Consider the following 23345-nt stretch of genomic DNA (forward strand, 5'->3'; position numbering starts at 1 on the left):
GTGTGGATGGTCGATTGTCGGCTGGCGGAAGCTGGAGGCTGGCTGAATCGGCGATGTTAGCGCAAGCAATGCTTTTTCGTCAACGCTTCCATCGAGGGAGCCGGTCAGGAATTGAGCGTGATGAACCCGCCGTCGATCGGGTAATCCGTGCCGGTGATGAACGATGCCTCGTCGCTGCACAGGTACAGCGCCAGCGCCGCCACCTCGTCCGGCTGCGCCATCCGCCCGATCGGCTGGGTCTTCGACAGCTTGTCGAACATCTCCGCCTCGCGGCCCGGATAGTTCTTCGCCAGGAACCCGTCGACGAATGGCGTGTGGACGCGGCCCGGCGAGATCGAATTGCAGCGTATGCCGTCGTGGATGTAATCCTTGGCCACCGACAGCGTCATCGCCATCACCGCGCCCTTGCCGGTGGAATAGGCGAAACGGTCTGCCACGGCGACCCGCGCCGCGACGGACGCCATGTTCAGGATCACTCCGCCGCCATTGGCCCGCAACTGCGGGATGGCCGCGTGCAGGCAGTTGTAGACACCCTTCACGTTGACGGCCATCACCCGGTCGAAGTCCGCCTCGGCGGTCGTGTCGGCCTTGCCGACGTGGGCGATGCCGGCGTTGTTGACGAGGATGTCGAGCGGGCCGATGGCGGCAAAGGTGGCCAGCACGTCGGCCTGCGACGTCACGTTGCACGCGTGGACCGTGGCCGTGCCGCCATCGCGGCGGATCTCTTGGGCCACCTCGCGGGCGGCGTCTTCGCCGATGTCGAGCACGTGGACGGCGGCGCCGCGAGCGGCGAACGTTTTCGCGATGGCGCGGCCGATGCCGCTGCCGGCGCCGGTGATGACCGCCTTCTTGTCGTTCAGGTTAAACACGTTTCAAGGCTCCGTTCGTAAGGGGTGGAATGGGCGCCAGGCGGTCCGCGGCCAGCACCGTGCGGGCAAACCAGGCGACAACGAGGAAGCATGCCAGCGGCACGCCGTAGGCCAGCTGCAGGCTGTGCGTGGCATCGCTGACGAAGCCGAACGCCAGCGGCAGCAGCGCGCCGCCGACGATGGCCATGATGATCAGGCTGCTGCCCATTTCCGTGCTGGCGCCCGCATCGGCGATGCCGAGGGCGAAAATGGTGGGGAACATGATCGACATGAAGAACACCATGCCGATGACCGCCGCCACGCAGGCCATGCCACTGGCGAACATCGTCACCACCGACAGCAGCGCGCAAAGCAGCGCATAGACGAGCAGGAGGCGCGCCGGCGCCACGTATTTCATCGCGCAGGTGCCGGCAAAGCGGCCGACCACGAACGCGACGCCGCACCCCCAGCCCAGGTAATCGGCGGCGGCGACCTGCGACAGCCCGGCCGCGCTGGCGGCAAACAGGATGAAGAAGCTGAACACGCACACCTGCGCACCCACGTAGAAGAACTGGGCGATGACGGCCCGCCGGATCGGCCCGTGCCGCCAGGCGCGCCCGATGGCGCCGGCCACGCGTTCATCCGGATCGGCCGCCTTGCGCTCCGGCTCGGGCAACCGGATAAAATAGAACACGACGGCGATGGCGAAGATGACGAGGCCCAGCACCAGGTAGGGGCCCTTCACGCTGGCCGCTTCGGCCGCCAGCGCGGCCTGCTGCGCGGTTGCCGTCATCGCCTGCAACTGCTGGTCGCTCGCCCCTTCGACGAGGATCAGCCGCGCCCCCACGATCGGCGCGACGGCGGCGGCCAGGCCGTTGAACGACTGCGCCAGGTTCAGGCGCTGCGTGGCCCGTTCCGGCCGGCCGAGCAGTGAAGCATACGGATTGGCGGCCGTTTCCAGCAAGGTCAGCCCGCAGGCGATGATGAACAGCGCGGCCAGGAAGACCGCGTAGCGGTGCGTGTCGGCCGCCGGCAGGAACAGCAGCGAGCCGATGCCGAACAGCAGCAGGCCGGCGATGATCGTGCACCGGTAACCGGCCCGGCGGATCAGCAGCCCGGCGGGCAGCGCCATCACGAAGTAGGCGATGTAGACGGCTGAATCGACCAGCGCGGCCTGCAGCACCGTCAGGCTGAACGAACGGCGCAGGTGCGGGATCAGGATCGGATCGAGGTTATGGACGAAGCCCCACAGGAAGAACAGCGTGGTGAGCATCATGAAGGCGAACTTGTAGGAACGCCGGGCGGTCGGTACGGTCATGTCTGATGTCTCCAGTGGGGCCGCGTACATTGCGCGGCCTTGTTTTCGTGTCAGGACAGGCACCCTGCGGCTGCCGCGCCGGTGCCACGGCGCGGCGGCGGGACGTCATGCGTCGATCATGTCATGCTTCGATACGTCATGCATCGAGCAATTCCTCGTTCCAAGCATGCACGACCTGCCGCTGTTCGCCCAGTCCGGCGATCCCCAGGCGCATCACGTCGCCGGCGCGCAGGTAGACGGGATCGGGCTTCTGGCCAAGGCCCACGCCGGGCGGCGTGCCGGTGCTGATGATGTCGCCCGGGTACAGCGTCATGAAGCGGCTGATGTAGCTGACCAGCTGCGCCACCGTGAACACCATCGTGCGCGTGCTGCCCTGCTGGTAGCGCTTGCCATTGACCTCGAGCCACATGTCGAGGTTCTGCGGGTCCGGCACCTCGTCGGCCGTTACCAGCCACGGGCCGACCGGGCCGAACGTGTCGCAGCCTTTGCCTTTATCCCACTGGCCGCCCCGCTCCAGCTGGTACTCACGCTCGGACAGGTCGTTGACGACGCAGTAGCCGGCCACGTAGTCGAGTGCCTTGTCCTCGTCCACGTAGCGGGCGCGCGTGCCGATGACGACGCCCAGTTCCACTTCCCAGTCGCTCTTCACGGAATCGCGCGGCAGCACCACCGCGTCGTTCGCGCCGACGATCGCGCTGGTGGCCTTCATGAACAGTACCGGTTCGCTCGGCACGGCCATGCCCGATTCGGCCGCGTGGTCCGAGTAGTTCAGGCCCACGCAAATGAGCTTGCCGGTGTCGGCAACGATCGGTGCCAGCCGGGCTGCCGCTGCCGGCGCCACGGCGGGCAGCGCGCGCCAGTCGAGCGCCTTCAGGCGCGCCAGCGACTCCCTGCCCAGGTAAGCCGATTCCACGTCCGGAATATAGCCGGACAGGTCGCGGATCCGCCCTTCCGGGTCCAGCAGGCCGGGTTTTTCATCGCCCTTCGGGCCATAGCGCAGCAATTTCATGGGTTTCCTTTACGGGTTACTGGTCACATCGAATGATTCAGAAAGGTTCAAGCCGGCACCGGCGCGCGTGGGTCGATCAGGCCGCGACCGGCCAGCGCGCCCCACAGGTCGGCCGGTATCGGCTGCGCAAACCAGGCGGCGTTCTGGCGCAACTGCGCCACGCTCTGCGCGCCGGGAATGCACGACACCACGGCCGGGTGCGCCATCGGGAACTGCAGCGCGGCCGCCGGCACCGACACCCCGGCCTCGCGGCACGTTGCGTCGATCGCCTGGACGCGGGCGACGACATCGGCCGGCGCGTCTTCGTAATTGAACTTGCGGGTGCCCGCCAGGATGCCGGAATTGAACGGCCCGCCGATCACGATGCCGATGCCGCGTTCGGCGCAGCGGTCCAGCAGCGGCTCCCTGGAAGCCTGTTCCAGCAGCGTGTAGCGCCCGGCCAGCAAGGCGCAATCGAGGTCGCACGCATCCATCGCATCGGCCACCGCTTCCCACTCGTTCACGCCCAGCCCGAAGGCCCGCACGCTGCCCTCGTCGCGCAACTGCGTCAGGGCACGAAAGCCGCCGCCATCGGTCAGCTGGTTCCAGTAGTGCTCGTGGCGCCCGTGGCCGCCGTGTGTCGTGCGGCCGATGTCGTGCACATACAGGATGTCCACGCGGTCCATGCCCAGGCGCTGCAGGCTGTCCTCGTGCGAGCGGCGGATGCCGTCGTACGTGTAGTCGAACACGGGGCGGAACGGCAGCGGCGCGCCCCAGCCGCAGTCGCCCGGGTTCACGGTGGGATCGGGCCGCATCAGGCGCCCGACCTTCGTGCTGACCACGTAGTCGGCGCGCTGCCGCTGCCGCAATGCCGCGCCGAGCCGGTGCTCGGACAGCGTGAAACCATAGTACGGCGCCGTGTCGAAGTAGCGGATGCCAAGATCCCAGGCCGCGTCGACGATCGCCCGGGCATCGGCATCGTCCATCGGCTCGTACAGGCCGCCGAGCTGGGCGCAGCCCAGGCCCATGCAGGTCAGTGGCAGGGGCCCGGCACCGCGCCCTGCACTGCGCCCTGCACTACGCCCAATCATGCGCGTGTCATGGACATTCATCAGGCGGCCTTCAACGGGTAGCATCCGGGGCCGGACGGCTCGAACTGCTTGTAGGTGAGGATGAATTCCTGGTGGCCGAGCGCTTCCGAGCAGGTTGGCTCGCCGTTCGCCACGCGCGCCACCAGGTCGACGATCTCGTCGCCCACCTGCCGCAGCGACGCCTGGCCAGTCAGGATCCGGCCGGCGTTCACGTCCATGTCCTCGGCCAGCCGCTCGTAGGTGGCGGGATTCGCGCACACCTTGATGACGGGGGCGATCGCCGAACCGACCACCGAGCCGCGCCCGGTGGTGAACAGCGTGACGTGGGCGCCGCAGGACAGCAGCTCCACGATCTCGGCGTTGTCCGAAATGTTCGGAAAACCAAAGCGCACTTCGCCGTCGGGCACCACGTCCAGCAGGTACAGGCCGCCGACCTCTGGCAGGTCCCCCGGCTTGAGGATGCCGACGATCGGCGACGCCCCGCTCTTCGCATACGCACCCAGCGATTTTTCTTCCTGCGTCGTCAGCCCGCCATCCGCATTGCCGGGCGCGAAGCTGCCATGGCCCAGCACCGTGTAGTAGCGCGCCGCCTTGTCCACGCAACGCACGATCGCGTCGCCCAGTTCGGGCGTGGCGGCGCGCCGTTTCATGTGGAATTCGCAGCCAACCAGTTCGCCCGTTTCCTCGAAGATGCAGGTGGCGCCGGCGCCCACCAGCTGGTCGAACGCCACGCCCACAGCGGGATTGGCCGTGATGCCGCTCGTGCTGTCCGAACCGCCGCAGATCGTGGCCACCACCAGTTCCTCCATCCCCATCGGCACCCGCGGCTGCGCGGCCAGCGCCTCGAGCGCCCAGCGCACCCATTCCACGCCATCGGCCACGCTGGTGCGCGTGCCGCGGTTTTCCTGGATCGTGATGGTGTGCACCGGCCGGCCGCTGGCCGCCACGGTCTCTTCCAGGCCGCGGCGATTGAAGCTCTCGCAGCCCAGCGATACGATCAGCGCGGCACCCACGTTCGGGTGCGTGACGAGCCGCTTCATCATGCGGTCGGCGTAATCGTTCGGATAGCAGCCGGGAAAGCCGATCAGGTGCACGGGCTGGCCGTGGAAGGCGTTGACGACGAGGCGCGCAACGTGGTGCGCGCATTCGACCGTGTACACAACGACCACGACATTGCGAATGCCCTTTCGGCCATCGTCGCGCAGGTAGCCGGCCAGTGCCGGCGGTGAGGAACGATCGTTCATGATCAGTGGGAGCTCCCGATGAAGGACTTGCTGTCGTCGTCCAGGGTATAGGTGGGAATGTAGTCGCTGGCGAGGTTGTGCGTGTGCAGGATCGCGCCCTGCGCCACCGGCGCCGTGACGGAGCCGATCAGCGCGCCATAGCGCAGCACCTTGTCGCCGGGGTGCAGCGCCACGCGGGCGACCTTGTAGCCCAGCGGCACGGCTTCCGGCAGGATGACGCGGGCCCCGTCGATCTCCACGGCGTCGCCGGCGGCAAGCTGCAGCCGCGCGATCAGGCAATTGTCCTCGGGGGACATCAACAGCAGATGGGGCGCCGCCGGCGCGGGATCTGGATGCATCGCAAGCTCTCCGTTGGAGTCGATGCCATCAAATGTATTAAATATATTCAGTACCGTCAACGAATTTCTGCGGCGATGGTTACAGCAATCATTCGCGTGATTGATTGCGCAAACATATTTACGACACTGTTGCACGCGAAGCCAGAAAACGTTTTACTTCAGCGGGACATCTTCCTAGAATAAATAGAACAAACACAACGAACCATCCCCCTTCGGAGGAGACATGAATATCGCAACCACGCGCGCCCTCGTCGGCGCTTCCCTGCTGCTGTTCGGCTGCCTCGACGCGCTCGCCGGGGGCCGCACGATCGTTGTCGCCGCGGACGGCAGCGGCGACGTGCGCACCGTGCAGGAAGCGTTTACCGCGGTACCGGACAACAGCGCCGAACGCACGGTGATCCTCGTAAAGCCGGGCGTGTACGACGGCCAGAAAATCCTGCGCAAGGAAAAGAAGAACGTGACCCTGCAGGGCGAGGTGGCGGACGCCACGATCCTCACCTGGCACGTCAACACGAACGAGGAACAGCCGCCCGGTACCGATCCGCGGCACAAGGGCACGGCGCTCGTCGTGCTGGCGGATGACTTCCGCGCCGACAGGCTGACGTTCCGGAACACATCGGGCGACCATGGCCAGGCACTGGCCTTGCGCATCGACGGCGACCGCGCGGTGGTCACCAACAGCCGCCTGCTGGGATGGCAGGATACGGTGATGCTGAACCATGGCCGCCACTACTTCCGCGACACGTACATCGAAGGCCGCGTCGACTTCATCTACGGCAGCGCCACGGCGGTGTTCGAGCGCTGCGAGATCCGCAGCAAGAACGGCGGCTATGTCACGGCGGCCAGCACGCCGCCGGAACGCCGGCACGGCTTCGTGTTCATCGACAGCCGGCTGACGAACGATCCGGCGCCCTGGGTCGACCCCACGGGCAGGATCGAAGCGAAGGCACCCACGCCGCTGGCCTACCTGGGCCGGCCCTGGCGGCCGCACGGCGCCGTCGCATTCATCGACACCGAGATGGGGGCGCACATCCGGCCCGAGGGCTGGAACAACTGGGGCAAGCCGGACAACGAAAAAACCGCCCGCTACGTGGAATACAACAGCCGTGGCGACGGCGCCAATCCCGGCAAGCGGGCCGGCTGGTCGCGGCAGCTGACGGATGCCGAAGCGCGGGAGTACACGGCCGCGAACATCCTTGGCGGCAGCGACGGCTGGCGGCCGCTCCATGGGTTGAAGTGACCTGCCCGGCGCCGCCATGAGCGGCGCCGTGACGACACGGCCGCGCACCGGCGGCCCACCGATCCGTTTCACCGAAAAAAGCAGCGCCATACGCGGCCGGCCCCGGCACGCCCGCACACAACATCAAACCGCATTGGAGGAGACCATGTACCAGCACAGCAGCCGCAATCCCGGTAGCACGCTCAGGGTTAAACGTTTAACGCACGCCGTCTCGCTGGCGCTTGTTTCGCTGGTTGCCAGCCAGGCTGCGCTGGCCCAGCAAAGCACAGGCGCGCCGGCCGAACCGGCCGCGAACGGCGCGATCCAGCGCGTCGAAGTGGTGGCGACGCGCGCCTCGCAGCAGTCGGGCATCGAGCGCAAGAAGAATGCCGCCACGGCGATGGATTCGATCGTGGCCGAGGACGTGGGCTCGCTGCCCGACCGTAACGTGGGCGAAGCCATTTCGCGCATGGCGGGCATCGTGCTCGACCGAGGTGACTATGGCGAAGGCGTGACGGTGTCCGTGCGCGGCAATGGCGCCGACCTGACCCGCGTGGAACTCGATGGCCAGAGCGTGCAGTCGGCCGGCGGCACCGATGCCGGCGCCACAGGCGGCGCGAACAGCCGCGGCACGGAATTCCGCCAGCTGTCCGCCGATCTGATCAAGAGTGTCGACGTCGTGAAGGGATCGACGGCCGACATGACCGAGGGCGCGCTGGGCGGCGGCATCGTCATCAAGACCCGCACCGGCCTGGACTTCAAGAAGCCGTTCGCCTCGCTGCGGCTGGGCGGCAGCCACAATTCGCTGGACAAGAAATGGAAGCCGGACGCCAACCTGATCCTGGCGAACAAATACCTCGACGGGCGGCTCGGCCTGATCCTGAACGCCTCGCACAGCACGCTGAACAACGAGGCGCATTCGATGCAGGTGTCGCAGACGGCCCAGCAGGGTTATTACCGCCTGCTGGATTTCGACGGTTCACCGGAGAAGACGTACAGTTTCCTGCCCAGCACCGTGGCCAGCGACGACAGCACGGCCACCACGCCGATCCTGCGCACGCCGATGGGCGGCACGAACTTCCTGAATTCGGAATCGCCGCTGTCGCTGATCACCAAGTCGGCGGGCGCGCAGACGAAGCAGGATTGCCACAACCTGTTCCCCGACCTGTCGGCCGCGCAGCTGGCACTGATTCCTTCCGGCAGCCAGGGCGCGGCGCGGGCGCAGCGCGGCAACGAGCTGCTCACCTGCCTGAACCAGTGGAACGACTACACGCCGTCGAACGTGCGCTACTTCATCAAGAAGGAACACGACCGCAAGGACAACCTGGACCTGCGCGGCGACTTCAAGGTGAACAACAAGCTGACCGTCTATGCCAAGGGCAGCTTCAACCGCCGCGAAACGCGCATCGAGCAGATGACCTACCAGCTGGGCCTCGTGAAAAATCCGAACCAGCTGCCCAACCCGCTGGTCACGCCGGGCTACACGGGCGCGGTCTTTGCCGACGATGCCATCAACAACGTGCGCAACGTGGTACTCGGCTCCGGCTTCTTCCATTACCCGGGCGGCTACTCCACGCGGTCGAACAACTACGTCATTCCCGGCGCCGTCACCAACATCGATCCGGCTTCCGTGCTCGTCGACCCGAGCCACCACCTGACCCGGTTCACGGTCTCCGATGGCCAGGCGATTCCCGACCAGACGCTGGAATTTGCCCGCACCATCAGCCGCTACCTGCAGACGGGCGGCACCTACCGGAACGATGGCCTGACCGCCGAATTCTTCTTCGCCGACGCGCGTTCCGACTTCCGCCGCGTGCAGCAGCGCATGAGCTATACGCTCAACACGGGCCCGACCACGTTCGAACTGGACCCCAGCGGCCTGTGGGGCTTCAATTTCCCGGCCGGCGTCAACCAGGCCGACCCAGCCGGTTACGCGGCGCTGTTCCCGCGCACCGTCGGCGGCGCCGCGCTGGGCAACACCAACACCATCTTCCGGCCGAACTATGCGGCCGCCGTGCAGCCGCTGCGCACGATGGCGACCGGTATCCTGTGGCTGCCGCAGATCCGCGAGACGGGCGAGCGCACGGCCAAGCTGGACGTGACGTACATGACGCCGGAAGGCATTCCGTTCTTCAAGCGCTTCAAGGCCGGCTTCAACCTGCGCGACAGCTACAGCAATTCCTGGGAAGGCGGTGCCGGCGACCGCATGGTCAAGGCACCGATCGGCACCTATGGCAAAGAGGGTTACGTGCCGGGCGTATACTTGCCGCAGGCCCGTGTCGACAACCGCTTCGAAGGCTGCCAGAACACGCCCGCGTCGCTGGCGCCGGGCGGCGACGCCTGCCAGTACGGCATGAATCCGCCGGGCGACCCGCGCAGTGGCCGCGACAGCACGCTGGTGCTGTCGCAGCAGGATTTCCTCAACATCATCCAGCAGACGCTGACCAAGCCGGCCACCGGCACTTCGTTCTTCCACGGCGCCAAGGACCGCCCGGCAATCCTGCCGCAGAACTGGATGGGCATCGACATCGCGAAGGCCGTCGAGCTCACCAACTTCGCCAACCGCAACTGGGATTGCGTGCAGACCTGCACCGGCACCGACGGCAAGGTCTACGACCAGCCCGTGAACAAGCTGCAGGAACGCATCGATGCGTTCTACCTGATGACCGATTTCGGTCTCGACCACGTACCCTTCACGAACCGCGCATTGCCGTTCGGCCTCGAATTCGATGGCAACATGGGCGTGCGCTACGTGCGCAGCCGCGTCAGCGGCACCGGCACGATGACGTTCACGTCGTATTCGAAGACGGCGCTGTACGATCCGGAAGACCCGAACAACTCCGCGGGCTACGTGCAGTCGTCGATCGTGCAGAACACGGCGGTCGATGCCACCACGACGGACGTGCTGCCCAGCCTGAACCTGGCCACCTGGCTGCGGCCGGACGAACTGGTGCTGCGCTACAGCGTGGCGAAGACCGTGGCGCGCCCGCCCATCCAGCAACTGCTGCCGGCCAGCACCTGCATCTACGACGAACGCGCCGCCGACCTCGATGCCGATGGCACGCAACGCTGCAACGGCACGATCGGCAACCCCGCCCTGCAGGCGCGCAAGAACGTCAACCAGAACGTGTCGCTGGAGTGGTACCCGAACCGCGACACGATGTTCAGCCTGGCCTGGTTCAACCAGAAGGGCAAGGTGGGCCAGTTCATCACCGAGGGCGTGAGCGGCGGCCAGCTGTTCGCCGGGTCCGACCTGGTGGACCCGCAGACAGGTGTCAAGCTGTCCGACCTGCCGTTCAACTATTCCACGTATGTGAACGGCCCGGTCTCGACGCGCAACGGCGCCGAGTTTTCCACGAAGACGGCCTTTACGTTCCTGCCTGGCCTGCTGAGTTTCACCGGTTTCGATGCCAACTACACGAAGGTGAAATCGAAGCACGTGACCGCGTCCATCGTCGACCTGCTGACCGGCACGGCGCTGCCGCCGGCGCGCGAATCGGAGTCGCAGTACAACGTGGCACTGTGGTACGACGATGGCCGGCTGTCGGCCCGCGTGGCACTGCAGGGTGCCGCCGCCTGGTTCACCTGCATCTCGCCATGCGGGCAGGCGCCGCGCGAGCTGATCAACTATCCGGCGCAGGGCGTGAACGTGAACAATTCCACGCCGAAGATCTATTCGCCCGGATCGCCGAACTTCAAGGACGCCACGCGCTTCGTCGACGCGAAGATCGCCTGGAAATGGCGCCCGGACGTGGAGTTCTTCCTGGAAGGCCGCAATATCGGCAACGCCACCACGTCGAACAGCCAGGCCCACTACGCCCCCCTCAGCAACGGCGTACCGAACCTGCTGGACTACGCCTATGCCGGCCGGCGCATCATGGTCGGCGTGTCGTTCCGCACGCTGTAAGGATCTGCGGGAAGGAAAGCCCGATCGCGTCACCCGGTAGCCGTTGGCTGCCGAACACCGGTGTCTGACATTTTTTTCGGGCGCTCCATCCGGAAAATGTGTCAGACCGCTGCGGCGGACCGACCGGTTCTCCCATGCCGCCTGCCCCTTCAGGCGCAGGCATCTATCACGCTGCCCAGCGTCGACGTTCCATTCCCCTGCCCTGTTTTCGAATCCTGCTCGCGCCCCACTAGCCGCTGGCCATCTGGCCGCCGCCTGCCGGCGCGGCCGTAAAGATGCCCATGGCCGAGCGTGTACACTGCGCCCTGCCAGCCTTGCATTGCCAGGGCGGCCACTGACGTCAACGAAACGACCACGAGACTGCCCATGAAAATATCGAATTCCCTGCCCGCGTGGACGATCGCGGCGCCCATCGTCGCCTGGCTGCTGTTGGCCGGCAAAGCCGCCGGCCTTGGCGACGCGCTGGGCGGTGTGTACGTCGCGCTGCTGGCCGCCGGCCTGTTCGGCGGCGTGCTGGCCGCCGTGTTCCATGCCGAAGTGGTGGCGCACCGGATCGGCGAACCGTATGGCACGCTGGTGCTCGCGGTGGCGGTCACGTCGATCGAAGTGGCGCTGATCGTGTCGCTGATGATCGCCGGCGGCGAATCGACCACGGGGCTGGCGCGCGATACCGTGTTCGCAGCCGTGATGCTGATCCTGAACGGCATGGTCGGCATCTGCCTGCTGGCCGGCGGGCGGCGCCATGGCGAGCAGCGCTTCAACCAGGGTGGCGTCTCCGCCGCGCTGGCCACGCTGTCCGCGATCGCCGTGCTGACGATGGTGCTGCCGAACTACACGACGACGACGCCGGGCCCTTCCTACAGCAGCAGCCAGCTGGTGTTCATCGCCGTGGTCTCGCTCGTGCTGTACGGCACCTTCGTGCTGGTGCAGACCGTGCGGCACCGCGATTACTTCCTGCCCGAAGTGGCCACCGCCGACGAGGCCGTGCACGCGCCGCCGCCATCCGCCAAAGTCATGTGGTGGAGCAGCGCACTGCTGCTGGCCTGCCTGGGCAGCGTGGTGCTGCTGGCCAAGTCGCTGTCGCCGCCGCTGGAAGCGGCCGTGCTGGCGCTCGGCGCGCCGAAGGCGCTGGTGGGCATCATCATCGCGGCCGTCGTGCTGCTGCCCGAAGGGATCGCCGCGTTCCAGGCGGCGCGCGCGAACCGGCTGCAAACGAGCCTGAACCTGGCGCTCGGTTCCGCGCTGGCCAGCATCGGCCTGACGATCCCCGCGGTGGCCATCGTGTCGCTGCTGAACGGCTGGACGCTGTCGCTGGGCATCGACGTCAAGTCGACCGTGCTCCTGCTGCTGTCGGTCATCGTGGCCACCATCTCGCTGGGCAATGGCCGCACGACGATCATGCAGGGCATGGTGCACGTGGTGATCTTCGCCGTCTACCTGTTCATCACGATCGTGCCCTGACCTCGGGGCTCGCTGGCGAGCTTGCGCACGAGCCACGTCAGCCCGTCGAACCCCGCCACAACGGTTTCCGTGAACAGCACGCCGGCCAGGCCGAGCCGGGCCATCGACAGATTGTCGGGCATCGTCAGGCGCGGCGCGGGCAGCCCGCCAGCGATGATCAGTACGTCTCCATTCACGTGGACTCCGCTCGTAATCAAGTCAAGCAGCGGGCCGATCTTATGCGACGGCCGGGGCGGCCTATGTGCGGCCACGTACGAAACGGACCACGCGGCGCGCGTTTGTGAATTCGCCACGCTAACGTGCAACGCTTGTTTTTTTTACATGGTAAAGTTGCCACGTCGTCCGGCATCCGGAGCCGCAAAGGCGACACCGTATTCAGGCATGCAGTTCAGGCATTCCAGTTTCAGGTATTTCTTCAGGTGTTTCTTCAGGTATTTCATTAACTACGCATTTCAACCACCCTAAATCAAGTGAGCGTGATGACAAAGAACGTAGCTATTATCGGGGCAGGCTTCTCCGGCGCGGTTATCGCGCACCAGCTCGCGAAAGCGGGCTACCAAGTCGAAGTGTTCGAATCACGGTCGCATATCGCGGGCAATTGCCATTCCGAGCGCGATGCCGAAACCAATGTGATGGTCCACATCTATGGCCCGCACATCTTCCATACCGATAACGAGCGGGTATGGAAGTTCGTTAACGAGTTTTCCGAATTCAAGCCTTACGTGAACCGCGTGAAGGCGATCACGAACAACCGCGTTTACACGCTGCCGATCAACCTGCTGACGATCAACCAGTTCTTCAACAAGACGTTGCGGCCGGCCGAGGCGCAGGAGTTCCTGGCCGAACAGGGCGACAAGACGATCGAGAACCCGGTCACGTTCGAGGACCAGGCGCTGCGCTTTGTCGGCAGGGATCTGTACGAGGCCTTCTTCAAGACCTACACGGTGAAACAGTGGGGCCTCGACCCTACCGAGCTGCCGGCCAGCATCCTGAAACGGCTGCCCGTGCGCTTCAACTACGACGACAATTATTTCAGCCACAAATACCAGGGCATGCCGAAGGATGGCTATACGGCCATCGTGGAAAAGATCCTCGACGTGCCGGGCATCACCGTGCACCTGAACACGCCATTCAAGCCGGAACAGAAGTCCGATTATGCCCACGTGTTCTACAGCGGCCCGATCGATGCCTGGTTCGGCCACCGCGAAGGCCGCCTGCCTTACCGCACGCTGGACTTCGAAGTGCACCGCGACCAGGGCGACTACCAGGGCAATGCCGTGATCAACTATTGCGACAATGCCCAGCGCTACACGCGCATCACCGAGCACAAGCACTTCTCGCCGTGGGAACAGCATGAAGGCACCGTCTGCTACTTCGAGTACAGCCGGCAGTGCGAGGAAGGCGACACGCCGTACTACCCGATCCGCCTGGCGCGCGACAAGGTGCAGCTGGAAAAATACGTGAACCTGGCGAACGACGAACCCAACGTGACCTTCATCGGCCGCCTGGGTACCTACCGCTACCTCGACATGGACGTCACCATCGACGAGGCATTGAAGACGGCCGACAAGTTCCTCGAATGCGCGAACGAGAAGGCACAGATGCCGGCGTTCGTCATCAACCCGCTGGGTTGATCCGCCGCTGACAGCCACGGCCGGTCGCTGAACCGGCCTGGCTTTTCATGCGCAGGCACCCTGCGCATGACTCTTCTCTTTCCGCTTTTCGCCTTTCCCGTTCTCTCCTTCCTTCCCTTCGATCGTCACGCTCTCCTCGCCGGTACATTGCAAGCTTTTACTTAGGATGCTAAACTTTCGTATCCTAATCGAAAGCCAGCGCAATGCCCGATCTCGACAAGACCCTGATGTCCCTCACCCACACGCTGATCCACTCGGCGCGTGCCTACAAGGCGGCGGCGGACCGGGTGGCCGGCAATTTCGCCCTGTCGCACGCCAGTGGCTGGCCCGTGGTGATGATTGCCCGGCTCGGCGATGGCGTGCGGCCGGGTACGGTGGCCGAGGCGCTGGGCGTCGAGCCGCCGTCGCTGGTACGCATCATCGACCAGCTCGTGACGGCCGGCCTCGTGACGCGCCAGGACGATCCGGCCGACCGGCGCGCGAAGACGCTGCACCTGACGGCCGAGGGGCGCCACTGCGCGGCCCAGCTGGAAGAATTGCTGCTGCCATTCCGCCGCGAGCTGTTCGCCGGGCTGCCGCAGGCCGATATCGAAGCCTGCGTGCGCGTGCTCACCCATCTGGACGGGCTGCTGGCAGGCCGCGCGAAAGGCTGAGCGGCGATGCTGTTGCAATGCCCACAGCCGCGCGAACTGCTGTTCTCGGCCAAGTGTTTCACGGCATCGATGCTGGCGCTGTACGTGTCGATGGCGGCCGGCCTGCCGCGACCATTCTGGGCGATGATGGCCGCGTACATCGTGGCCAGCCCGCTGGCCGGCGCGGTGCGCTCGAAGGCGCAGTTCCGCGTCTGCGGCACGCTCGTCGGTTCGGCCGCCACGGTGGCCATGGTGCCGAACCTGGCCAACGCCCCCGAACTGCTGTCGCTCGCCCTGGCCTGCTGGGTCGCCGTGTGCCTGTACGTTTCGCTGCTCGACCGCACGCCGCGTTCCTATGTCTTCATGCTGGCTGGCTACACGGCCGGGCTGATCGGCTTTCCGTCGGTGGCCGATCCCGGCACCGTGTTCGACACGGCGCTGGCCCGTGTCGAGGAAATCGGTGTCGGCATCCTGTCCGCCACGCTGGTGCATTCGCTGGTCTTTCCCCAGGGTGTCGGGCCGGCGCTGCTGGGCCGGCTGGACCGCGCGATCGGCGACGCGCGCGGCTGGATGCTCGACGTGCTGCGGCCCGCCGCCGGAAGGAAAGATACGCACGTGCGCCTGGCGCTGGCCGCCGAGATCAGCGACATGCGCGTGATGTCCACGCACCTGCCGTTCGATACGTCGCACCTGCGCTGGACCGGCGCGATGGTGCATGCGCTGCATGACCGCCTGGCCGTGATGGTGCCGCTGCTGCTCGCTGTCGAGGACCGGCTGCAGGCGCTGGCGGAAATTGGTCCCGTCGAAGCCCACTGGCAGGCCATGCTGGACGACGTGGCGAGGTGGATCGAGGAAGGCCGCGCCGCCGATCCCGCCCGCGCGGCGGCTTTGCGCACACGGCTCGCCGCGCTGACGCCGGCACTGGCGCCCGATGCGGCGTGGCGCGCGATCCTGCAGGTGAACCTGGCGCAGCGCCTCGGCGCGCTGGTCGCCGCCTGCGAGGAAAGCCTGGAACTGCGCGACAGCATCGACGCCGTGCTGCACGGCGCACCGCCGGCCACGCCGCCCCACCTCACGCCGGCGGTGTTGCACCGCGACCATGGCATGGCGCTGCGCTCCGCGCTGGCGGCGGCGATCGCGATCCTGGCCTGCTGCGCGTTCTGGATCGTGACCGGCTGGCCGGCCGGCGCCGCCGCGCCGATGCTGGCCGGCGTGGCCTGCTGTTTCTTCGCCACGATGGACGATCCCGTGCCGGCGATCACGGGCTTCGTGAAGTTCACGCTGTGGTCGGTGCCGGTATCGGTGTTCTACATCCTCGTGGTGCTGCCGGCCGTGCACAGTTATGAAATGCTGGTGCTGGCGCTGGCACCGGTATTCCTGCTGCTGGGCGTGTACATGGCGCGCCCGGCCACCTATGGCAACGCGCTGACGTTCGTGATCGGCATCGCCAGCACGCTGGCATTGCAGGACACGAACCAGCTCGACATGGCGTCGTTCGTCAATGGCCTGCTGGCGCAGATGCTCGGCTACATTGCCGCCGCGGTGGTCACGCGCATGATGCGCACCGTGGATGCGCCATGGATGGCGCGCCGCATGCTCGCTCGCGCCCGCGCGGAACTGGTGCGGATGGCGCGGTCGCCCCGTGCACCGGCGCTGCTGGAAGTGTCGGCGCGCGTGGTCGACCGCGTCGCGCTGCTGATGCCCCGTCTCGCGCTGGCAAAGGCGGCACCGGAAGTGCGTGCCGCCGCGCTGGAAAACATGCGCGAACTGCGCGTGGGCCTGCACATCGCGCAGCTGCGTGGCCTGGGCGCGCGGCTCGAACCGGCCGGCGTGCCGCTGCGCGCGCTGCTCGATCAGGTGGCTGCGCATTTCAGCCTCGCCGCGTCGTCCCGCGACAGCCTGCTGGCACAGCTCGACACTACGCTGCGTGCCGTCTGCCGCGCGGTCGAAGGCCATGCGCTGGACGACACCATGCGCGCCACGGCTGCCGCCGCGCTGGCCAGCATGCGGCGCGACCTGTTTCCCCATGCCGCTCCTTATGAACCCTTGCCCATGGAATTCCGATGATCGCCGAAGTCAGCCTGCACGGCCTCTACGTGCCCACCCTGCTGCTGCTCGCGCTGGCCGCGCTGGTGTGCACCCGCGTGCTGGGCAAGCTGCTGCTGCGCGTTGGCTTCTACCGCTTCGTGTGGCACCCCGCTCTCTTTGAATTCGCGCTGTTCGGCATTGTGCTGGGCGGCTTTTCCCTGTTGATGACCCGTTATGGCTACTGAAACCACCCTCAAGACCTCCGCGCTGGCGCTGGCGCGCTTTCTCGTGACGATGGCCGCGCTGGCCGCGGCCGGCGCCCTCGCCTGGCGCCTGTGGCAGCACTACGAAGTGGCACCCTGGACGCGTGATGGCCGCGTGAAGGCCGACGTGGTGCAGGTGGCGCCGGACGTGACCGGGCAGGTGACGAAGGTGCTGGTGCGCGACAACGCGCAGGTGAAGGCGGGCGACGTGCTGTTCGAGATCGACCCGTCGCGCTTCGCACTGGCGTTGCGGCAGGCCGAGGCGGCGGTGACGGCCCAGCGCGTGGCGCTTGGCCAGGCCGAGAAGGATGCGCGCCGCAATGCCGAACTGCGCGACCTGGTGGCGCAGGAAGTGCGCGAGCAGTCGTCCGCGAAAGTGGACGAGCTGCGTGCCGCGCTGGCACAGGCGATCGTCGGCCGCGACGTGGCAAGGCTGAACCTGTCGCGCACGCGCGTCGTCTCCACCGTCAACGGCACCGTCACCAACCTCGACCTGCGCGCCGGCGGCTACGTGACGGCCGGCCACGCCGTGATGGCGCTGATCGACCGCGATTCGTATTACGTGGAAGGCTATTTCGAGGAAACCAAACTGGCCGTGATCGGCATCGGCGACCCGGTGCTGGTAACGCCGATGGGAGCAACCGGTGTGCTGCATGGCCACGTCGAGAGTCTTGCCGGCGGCATCGCCGACCGTGACCGCAGCACGTCGCCGAACCTGCTGTCGAACGTGAACCCCACGTTCAACTGGGTGCGGCTGGCGCAGCGCATTCCGGTGCGCGTGAAACTCGATGCGCTGCCCGCCGGGACGCGCCTTGTTGCGGGCCAGACGGTGACGGTCGACGTGAGGCATGCGGCGCCACCCGCAAGCGCCACCGTCGCCGTGCACGCCACGCGGTCTTGAGGAGTAAACCATGGAGGAGGAAACCATGCGCAACCTGATGCGACTGCCGCTGCTTGCATCGCTGGCCGTGCTGGCGGCCTGCGGCACCGTGGGCCCCGACTACGAGCTGCCCGCCAAGGCGGTGATCGAGCGCCCGGCCGCCGCTGCGCCGTTCGTCAGCGCCGGAGAACCCGCGTTCCGCGGCGAACCTCTGCCGCCCGGCTGGTGGCGGCTGTACCGCGACCCGGCGCTCGACGCGCTGGTCGGCAAGGCGTTCGCCGCCAATACCGACCTGCGCGTGGCGGCCGCGAACCTGGCGCGGGCCCGCGCGGTACAGCGTGAAGTGGCCGGCGCCGCCGAACCCGTGATCGGCGCTTCCGGCGGGCCGGCCTATGGCCGCGCATCGGCCGCGGCGAAGGGCTTGCCCGAGCCCCTGGCGGACGGTTACAGCCATGACGCGGGCGTCACCGTGTCGTACCAGCTCGACCTGTTCGGCAAGATCCGCCGCGGCGTCGAGGCGGCCGGCGCGGACAGCGAGGCCGCCGAAGCGGCGCTCGACCTGGCGCGCGTGACCGTGGCCGCCGACACGGCCCGTGCCTACGTGGACGCGTGCGGCGCCCGCCACCAGCTGGACGTGGCACGCCGGTCGGTCGACCTGCAACAGCGCTTCGTGGACCTGACGCAGCGGCGCATCCGCGCCGGCCGCGGCACGGCGCTCGAGGCCTCGCGCGCCCGCGCCCAGCTCGAACAGTTGCGCGCCGCGCTCCCGCCCCTGCTGGCGCAAACCCGCACCGCGCGGTTCCGGCTCGCCGCGCTGACCGGCCGCGCACCCGCCGACATGGCCGATGGCGAAATCGCCTGCTCCGCCGCGCCGCGGCTGGCGCAGCCCATGCCCGTGGGCGACGGTGCCGCGCTGCTGCGCCGCCGGCCGGACATCCGCGGCGCCGAGCGCAGCCTGGCCGCCGCCACCGCCCGCATCGGTGTCGCCACCAGCGACCTGTATCCCAGCGTGAGCCTGGGGCTGTCGGCCGGCAGCACGGGCGCGCTGGACCGCTTCGGCGCCGGCGACGCCATGCGCTGGAGCCTGGGTCCGCTGGTCTCGTGGACGCTGCCCACGAAAGCCGGCCATGCCCGCGTGGCCCAGGCGGAAAGCGCCACGGCCGCGGCGCTGGCCCGCTTCGATGGCATCGTGCTGAACGCCCTGCGTGAAACGGAATCGGCAATGACCGTCTACGCGCGCGAACTCGATCGCAATGCCGCACTGCGCGCCGCGCGCGAGCAGAGCGCGCTGGCCGCCAGCCAGTCGCACCGCCTGTACGAAGCCGGCAAGATCGATTTCCTGTCGGTGCTCGATGCCGACCGCACGCTGGTCACCGGCGACAGCGCGCTGGCGGCCTCCGATGCGCAGGTGGCCGCCGACCAGGTGGCGCTTTTCCTTGCGCTGGGCGGCGGCTGGGAAGGTTCCGGCGGCTGAACACGGGCTGCTTACGGCCTCTCGGGCGCCCATGCCGCCCTGTCCTGGTGCATTGGGACTGGCGCACTTCGCAAAGAAAAGCGAAAATGCGGTTCGCGCAGTGTTTTGGTGTTTTGCAGCGCCCATAAAAAAAGCGGCGGCCGGAAACCGGACCACCGCGAAGGGAAGCGCGCCATGGGGCAGGCGCTGTCGAAACACTGTGCGAGCTGTCTCGCCGGGGCTAGTGTAGAACTTCCTGGCGGAATAAATAAGGCGAACTAATTTGAACGTCGGTTCGTAAAATACGAACCATTCGCATTAACGCTCAGCTATAAGCCACCTACCCGGCCTGGCTGCGCGTCCCGATCGCGATTGCCCGCCCATTATCCTTCCCCGTGCTTTCATCTGGCTTTCACGAAGCCTCAAGGCATGCGCGCGGAAATCCGGACAAAAAAAAGCCGGCTTCGAGAGCCGGCAAATTCCAATTCTTGGGAAATTGGAGGAGACAGGTGCATCATGCCACCGTGTTTCCGGTCAGGCCAATTTATTGTGGCCATACCAATCATCACCAAAAGCCATATCTTGTCACAATCGGCTTCATGCGGGAGCGGGCATTTCGGCCAGCGCCGGCAGTGTCACCGTGAATGTGCTGCCCTGCCCCAGCCCCGCGCTGGCGGCGCACACGGTGCCGCCATGCAGCTGCACGAGGCTGTGCACGAGCGCGAGGCCGATGCCCAGGCCACCCTGCGAGCGGTCCGGCGTGCGTTCGGCCTGCGTAAACAGCTCGAACACGTGCGGCAGCACGTCCGCGGCGATGCCAACGCCGTTGTCGCACACGGCGATGGCCACGCTGCCCTCCCCGGCCGTGACCGACACGGCGATGCGACCGTTCGGCGGTGTGTACTTGGCCGCGTTGTTCAGCAGGTTGGTGACCACCTGCACGAGGCGCACGCGGTCGCCGTGCACCAGCGGCAGGCCGCCCGCCGCATCCGCCGCATCTGCCATATCCACCGCCAGCACATGGCCGCGCGCGTCGACGAGCGGGCGCACCTGCTCGATGGCGCTGGCCAGCACGGAGGGCAGGTCGACTACTTCACGCTCCAGCTCCACCAGCCCGCGCGTGACACGCGACACGTCGAGCAGGTCGTCGACGAGGCTCGTCATGTGCCGCACCTGCCGCACGATCACCTCGCTCGATCTGCGCGCCTGCTCCGCATCGAGGCGCCCCAGCGCCAGCATATGGGCGGCGGTGCTGATGGGCGCGAGCGGGTTGCGCAGCTCGTGGGCCAGCATGGCCAGGAATTCATCCTTGCGGCGCGACTGCGTGCGCAACTCCTCCTCGCCCGTCTTCTTGTCGTGGATGTCGGTCAGCGTGCCCAACCAGCGGGTATGCGGCCCGATGGCGTCCGTCGACGGCACGGCGCGGTTCAGCACCCAGCGGAACTGGCCCGTGTGGTGCCAGAGGCGATGCTCGATCTCGAAACGGTGGCCGGTGGCAAGGCAGGCGCGCCACGCCTCTTCCAGCAGCGGCAGGTCGTCAGGGTGGATCAGCGGCCGCCAGTCCCAGTCGGGCCGGCGCGGCAGCGGCTCGCCGGTGTACTCGAACCATCGCGTGTTGATGTAATCGTTGATGCCGGCGGCGTTGGCTGCCCAGACGATTTGCGGAATATCGTCGGCCATCAGGCGGAAGCGCGTTTCGCTGTCCTCCATCCTGCGCGCGCTCTCGGCCGCCCGCATGGACGCTTCGGCCGCCGCCTGCTCGCTCTCGATGCGGCGCCGCTCCGCCAGCTTGCGCTCGGTGACGTCGATGGCGATGCCGGCGAACTGGCGCCGGCCTGTTTCCAGGCTGGTGAACACCTTGCCGCGTGCATTGATCCACACGTCGAGCCCCGAGCGCTGTGGAATACGGTATTCGGTGTCGTACAGCGTTTCGTCGTTGATCGCCCGATCGATCGCGGCCAGCACGTGGGGCCGGTCTTCGGCGTGGATCATGTCGGTGAACCGCACCAGATCCGTGCCCGCCATCGCCACGGCCGCATCGAGCTGGAACAGGCGCGCGAAGCGTTCGTCGACATGCGTGGTTGCCGTCTCGAGGTCCACCGACCACGTGCCGATATTGCCGGATGCCTCCAGCGACAGCGCCAGCCGCTCCTCGGCCTCCTTGTGCCGGGCCAGCGCCAGCACCTTGTCGGTGACTTCGATCACGGTGCACAGCATGCCGCGCACAAGTCCCGCCTCGTCGCGCACGGGGCTGAACGAGAACGTGAACCAGGTCTGTTCCGGCGCACCGTTGCGGTACAGCGTGGTGGCGTAATTCTCGAAGAAGAACGATTCGCCGTCCTTCACGCGGGCCACGTAGGGCCCGAGGTCCGCCCACACCTCGCTCCACACCTGCTCGTATGGCTGGCCGAGCGTGCTGTCCGCCCGCTTGCCGAGCATCGGCAGGTAGGCGTCGTTGTGGAACAGGTAATTCGCCTCGCCCCATGTAACGAACGTGGGGAACGACGAGCCGAGCACGGTGCCCAGCGTGGTGCGCAGGGCCGACGGCCACTGCGCCAGCGCACCCAGCGGATGACCGGACCAGTCGCGTGCGCGCATCCGCGCGCCGGTGGCGCCGCCGTTGAGGGTAAAGGCGAGAAGCTGATCCTGGTCTGTCACGAAAGTGGCCGGTTGCGGGGAAGGCCAGATTCTACTGGATCGGCCGCGCCGGCGACGACAGCGCTGCTGCGCGTGCCAGCAATCATGCATGCGGCTGAGTGAAACGGTGAGTGTCGCGAACCGGCAATTCTGGCGCTGGCAGGAGGTGCCGGATCTATACCGCCTTCAACCTTGCACGAAAGTCGATCGCTTCCAGCTGCACATGGTCAGCCAGCGGCCCCCTCAGGACGAACAGTCTCGGTGCACTGGCGAATTCGAAAAGGCGATACAGGCAAAACGCATCCGGAAACTCTTCCGAGAACGTCAGTTCATTGCGCGTGACGATGAACGGTGCCAGCGGGCCGGCATTCGTTGTCTTCACCTCGATGAACCGCGTGACCTCGGACCGTTCATAGGACAGGATGTCGTAGCCGGCGCCATCACCCAGCCTGTCGCTGATCCAGTCGATTCTTCCGGCGAGGTCGGGCCTGCCTTCTGCGGCCAAGCGTGCCTGCTCGTAGTGAACGGTCCATGCTTCGCCGCCCCGTCCCAGTAAGCGGTTGCGCTCCTCGCGTGCCGCATAGTCGAGCTTGCGCGGCAAACGCGTGCGCTGTTGGGGTGCAGGTAGCTCCACCACCTGGGGGCGCTCGACAAGGACGCCAATGTAACGCTCCTCGCCGGGCTGCACCTGCGCATCAAAATTGTCCATCACGGCCTGCAATGCTTCGCGGTGCCGATCGACATGGCGCAGCACGGTTTCGCGCAGCAGTGCCTGCAGGTTCCCGCGCGGTTTGTAGCCGCGGATATAAGGCAGCTGCATCTGGTCGAGAACCGCCGAGATGTTTTGATGCTTCAGTTCGATTGACGATCTGCTGCGGGTGGTCAGTTGCTTACGCAACTGCTCATTATGCTCGGCCTTGCTGTAGGGTGCGCCGAGCGATTCGAGTTTCAGCATCTCGAAATAGTCAGCCACGGTCGCTTCCACTTCGGCCGAGCTCCAGTCGAGCCCGACGCGCACGACCTCGAAACCCAGGTCGACCAATAATTGCCCGGCATCATCTTCGCCGTTCGTTAGTACGTTGACCGGCTCACCGTTAAGACCGGCACTTCTTGCGACGGCCGCGGTGACCGCCAATACGTCGTACAGCTTGCCACTGACGGGTTCGCGCAGCATATATTCCCTTGAGCGAGGAACCGCATACTTCTCGTGGAAATAAGAGCGGCCGACATCGTCGAATTCCGCGAGCGCGCGACGGACGGCATCCGGTGAAATGGGCTTGTTCTTCATTGTACCTGCCGGTAGTTTTCGGCAGGTTACCACGGCTGAGGCCGCTCGCGCGCTCAAACCCGTGAGAACCATTTCGGGTGCCTGCCCTACAGCGCTCGGATGCGCGGTCTAAGATG

Annotated in this window: 19 protein-coding genes; 9 read left to right on the forward strand and 10 right to left on the reverse strand. The window is 66.6% G+C overall.

Features of this window, described 5'->3' with window-relative positions; all coding sequences use genetic code 11:
- Positions 1–104: 104 nt before the first annotated feature.
- The 6 genes from EWM63_RS00755 to EWM63_RS00780 all read right to left on the reverse strand — a co-directional run bounded on the left by EWM63_RS00755 (position 105) and on the right by EWM63_RS00780 (position 5827).
- Positions 105–869 carry an SDR family NAD(P)-dependent oxidoreductase gene (locus tag EWM63_RS00755; RefSeq protein WP_130184843.1) on the reverse strand — a complete coding sequence of 255 codons (765 nt, stop codon included), beginning with the start codon at positions 867–869 and terminating at the stop codon, positions 105–107.
- Positions 862–2166, reverse strand: coding sequence for an L-fucose:H+ symporter permease (gene fucP, locus EWM63_RS00760; RefSeq protein WP_229487653.1), 1305 nt, complete (start codon positions 2164–2166; stop codon positions 862–864). The genes EWM63_RS00755 and fucP overlap by 8 nt, the downstream gene beginning before the upstream one ends.
- 136 nt (positions 2167–2302) lie before the next feature.
- Positions 2303–3175, reverse strand: coding sequence for a fumarylacetoacetate hydrolase family protein (locus EWM63_RS00765; protein ID WP_130184844.1), 873 nt, complete (start codon positions 3173–3175; stop codon positions 2303–2305).
- A gap of 47 nt (positions 3176–3222) precedes the next feature.
- Entirely contained in the window at positions 3223–4266 is a 1044-nt protein-coding gene (locus EWM63_RS00770; protein WP_130184845.1) for an aldo/keto reductase, read from the reverse strand.
- Entirely contained in the window at positions 4266–5489 is a 1224-nt protein-coding gene (locus EWM63_RS00775) for a UxaA family hydrolase (RefSeq protein WP_130184846.1), read from the reverse strand. The genes EWM63_RS00770 and EWM63_RS00775 overlap by 1 nt, the downstream gene beginning before the upstream one ends.
- Before the next feature lie 2 nt (positions 5490–5491).
- Positions 5492–5827, reverse strand: a complete 336-nt coding sequence (locus EWM63_RS00780; RefSeq protein WP_130184847.1) for a UxaA family hydrolase — start codon at positions 5825–5827, stop codon at positions 5492–5494.
- A gap of 223 nt (positions 5828–6050) precedes the next feature.
- Between EWM63_RS00780 and EWM63_RS00785 the strand changes: the two genes are divergently transcribed.
- From EWM63_RS00785 to EWM63_RS00795, 3 genes are all read left to right on the forward strand, one after another.
- Positions 6051–7067 (forward strand): pectinesterase family protein, encoded by a 1017-nt coding sequence (locus tag EWM63_RS00785; RefSeq protein ID WP_130184848.1) that lies wholly within the window; start codon positions 6051–6053, stop codon positions 7065–7067.
- A 145-nt stretch (positions 7068–7212) separates the two neighbouring features.
- Entirely contained in the window at positions 7213–10953 is a 3741-nt protein-coding gene (locus EWM63_RS00790) for a TonB-dependent receptor (protein WP_130184849.1), read from the forward strand.
- A 366-nt stretch (positions 10954–11319) separates the two neighbouring features.
- Complete coding sequence (locus EWM63_RS00795) at positions 11320–12414, forward strand: calcium:cation antiporter (RefSeq protein WP_130184850.1); 1095 nt, start codon at positions 11320–11322, stop codon at positions 12412–12414.
- Here EWM63_RS00795 and EWM63_RS00800 read toward each other — a convergent pair.
- Both EWM63_RS00800 and EWM63_RS32780 read right to left on the reverse strand, forming a co-directional pair.
- Positions 12387–12590, reverse strand: a complete 204-nt coding sequence (locus EWM63_RS00800) for a hypothetical protein (RefSeq protein ID WP_130184851.1) — start codon at positions 12588–12590, stop codon at positions 12387–12389. The genes EWM63_RS00795 and EWM63_RS00800 overlap by 28 nt on opposite strands.
- A 141-nt stretch (positions 12591–12731) precedes the next feature.
- Entirely contained in the window at positions 12732–12854 is a 123-nt protein-coding gene (locus EWM63_RS32780) for a hypothetical protein (RefSeq protein ID WP_259772499.1), read from the reverse strand.
- Positions 12855–12893: 39 nt separating this feature from the next.
- Here EWM63_RS32780 and glf point away from each other — a divergent pair, with 39 nt between their 5' ends.
- The 6 genes from glf (at position 12894) to EWM63_RS00830 (ending at position 19325) form a co-directional block, all read left to right on the forward strand.
- Positions 12894–14048, forward strand: a complete 1155-nt coding sequence (gene glf / locus EWM63_RS00805; protein WP_130184852.1) for a UDP-galactopyranose mutase — start codon at positions 12894–12896, stop codon at positions 14046–14048.
- A gap of 227 nt (positions 14049–14275) precedes the next feature.
- Positions 14276–14701: a MarR family winged helix-turn-helix transcriptional regulator gene (locus EWM63_RS00810; protein WP_229487655.1), complete on the forward strand. Its 426-nt coding sequence runs from the start codon at positions 14276–14278 to the stop codon at positions 14699–14701.
- Between the two features lie 6 nt (positions 14702–14707).
- Positions 14708–16747, forward strand: a complete 2040-nt coding sequence (locus EWM63_RS00815; RefSeq protein ID WP_130184854.1) for an FUSC family protein — start codon at positions 14708–14710, stop codon at positions 16745–16747.
- On the forward strand, positions 16744–16953 hold the full coding sequence (locus tag EWM63_RS00820; protein ID WP_130184855.1) for a DUF1656 domain-containing protein: 210 nt from the start codon (positions 16744–16746) through the stop codon (positions 16951–16953). The genes EWM63_RS00815 and EWM63_RS00820 overlap by 4 nt, the downstream gene beginning before the upstream one ends.
- Entirely contained in the window at positions 16943–17872 is a 930-nt protein-coding gene (locus EWM63_RS00825; RefSeq protein WP_130184856.1) for an efflux RND transporter periplasmic adaptor subunit, read from the forward strand. The genes EWM63_RS00820 and EWM63_RS00825 overlap by 11 nt, the downstream gene beginning before the upstream one ends.
- A 10-nt stretch (positions 17873–17882) precedes the next feature.
- On the forward strand, positions 17883–19325 hold the full coding sequence (locus EWM63_RS00830) for an efflux transporter outer membrane subunit (protein ID WP_229487656.1): 1443 nt from the start codon (positions 17883–17885) through the stop codon (positions 19323–19325).
- A gap of 576 nt (positions 19326–19901) precedes the next feature.
- On the opposite strand, the gene EWM63_RS00835 is transcribed toward EWM63_RS00830, so the two are convergent.
- On the reverse strand, positions 19902–21962 hold the full coding sequence (locus tag EWM63_RS00835) for a PAS domain-containing sensor histidine kinase (RefSeq protein WP_165390707.1): 2061 nt from the start codon (positions 21960–21962) through the stop codon (positions 19902–19904).
- Between the two features lie 154 nt (positions 21963–22116).
- Positions 22117–23229, reverse strand: coding sequence for a protein NO VEIN domain-containing protein (locus EWM63_RS00840; protein WP_130184858.1), 1113 nt, complete (start codon positions 23227–23229; stop codon positions 22117–22119).
- Positions 23230–23345: the final 116 nt, after the last annotated feature.

This window comes from Pseudoduganella lutea, assembly GCF_004209755.1.
In the GTDB taxonomy this organism is placed as follows: domain Bacteria; phylum Pseudomonadota; class Gammaproteobacteria; order Burkholderiales; family Burkholderiaceae_D; genus Rugamonas; species Rugamonas lutea.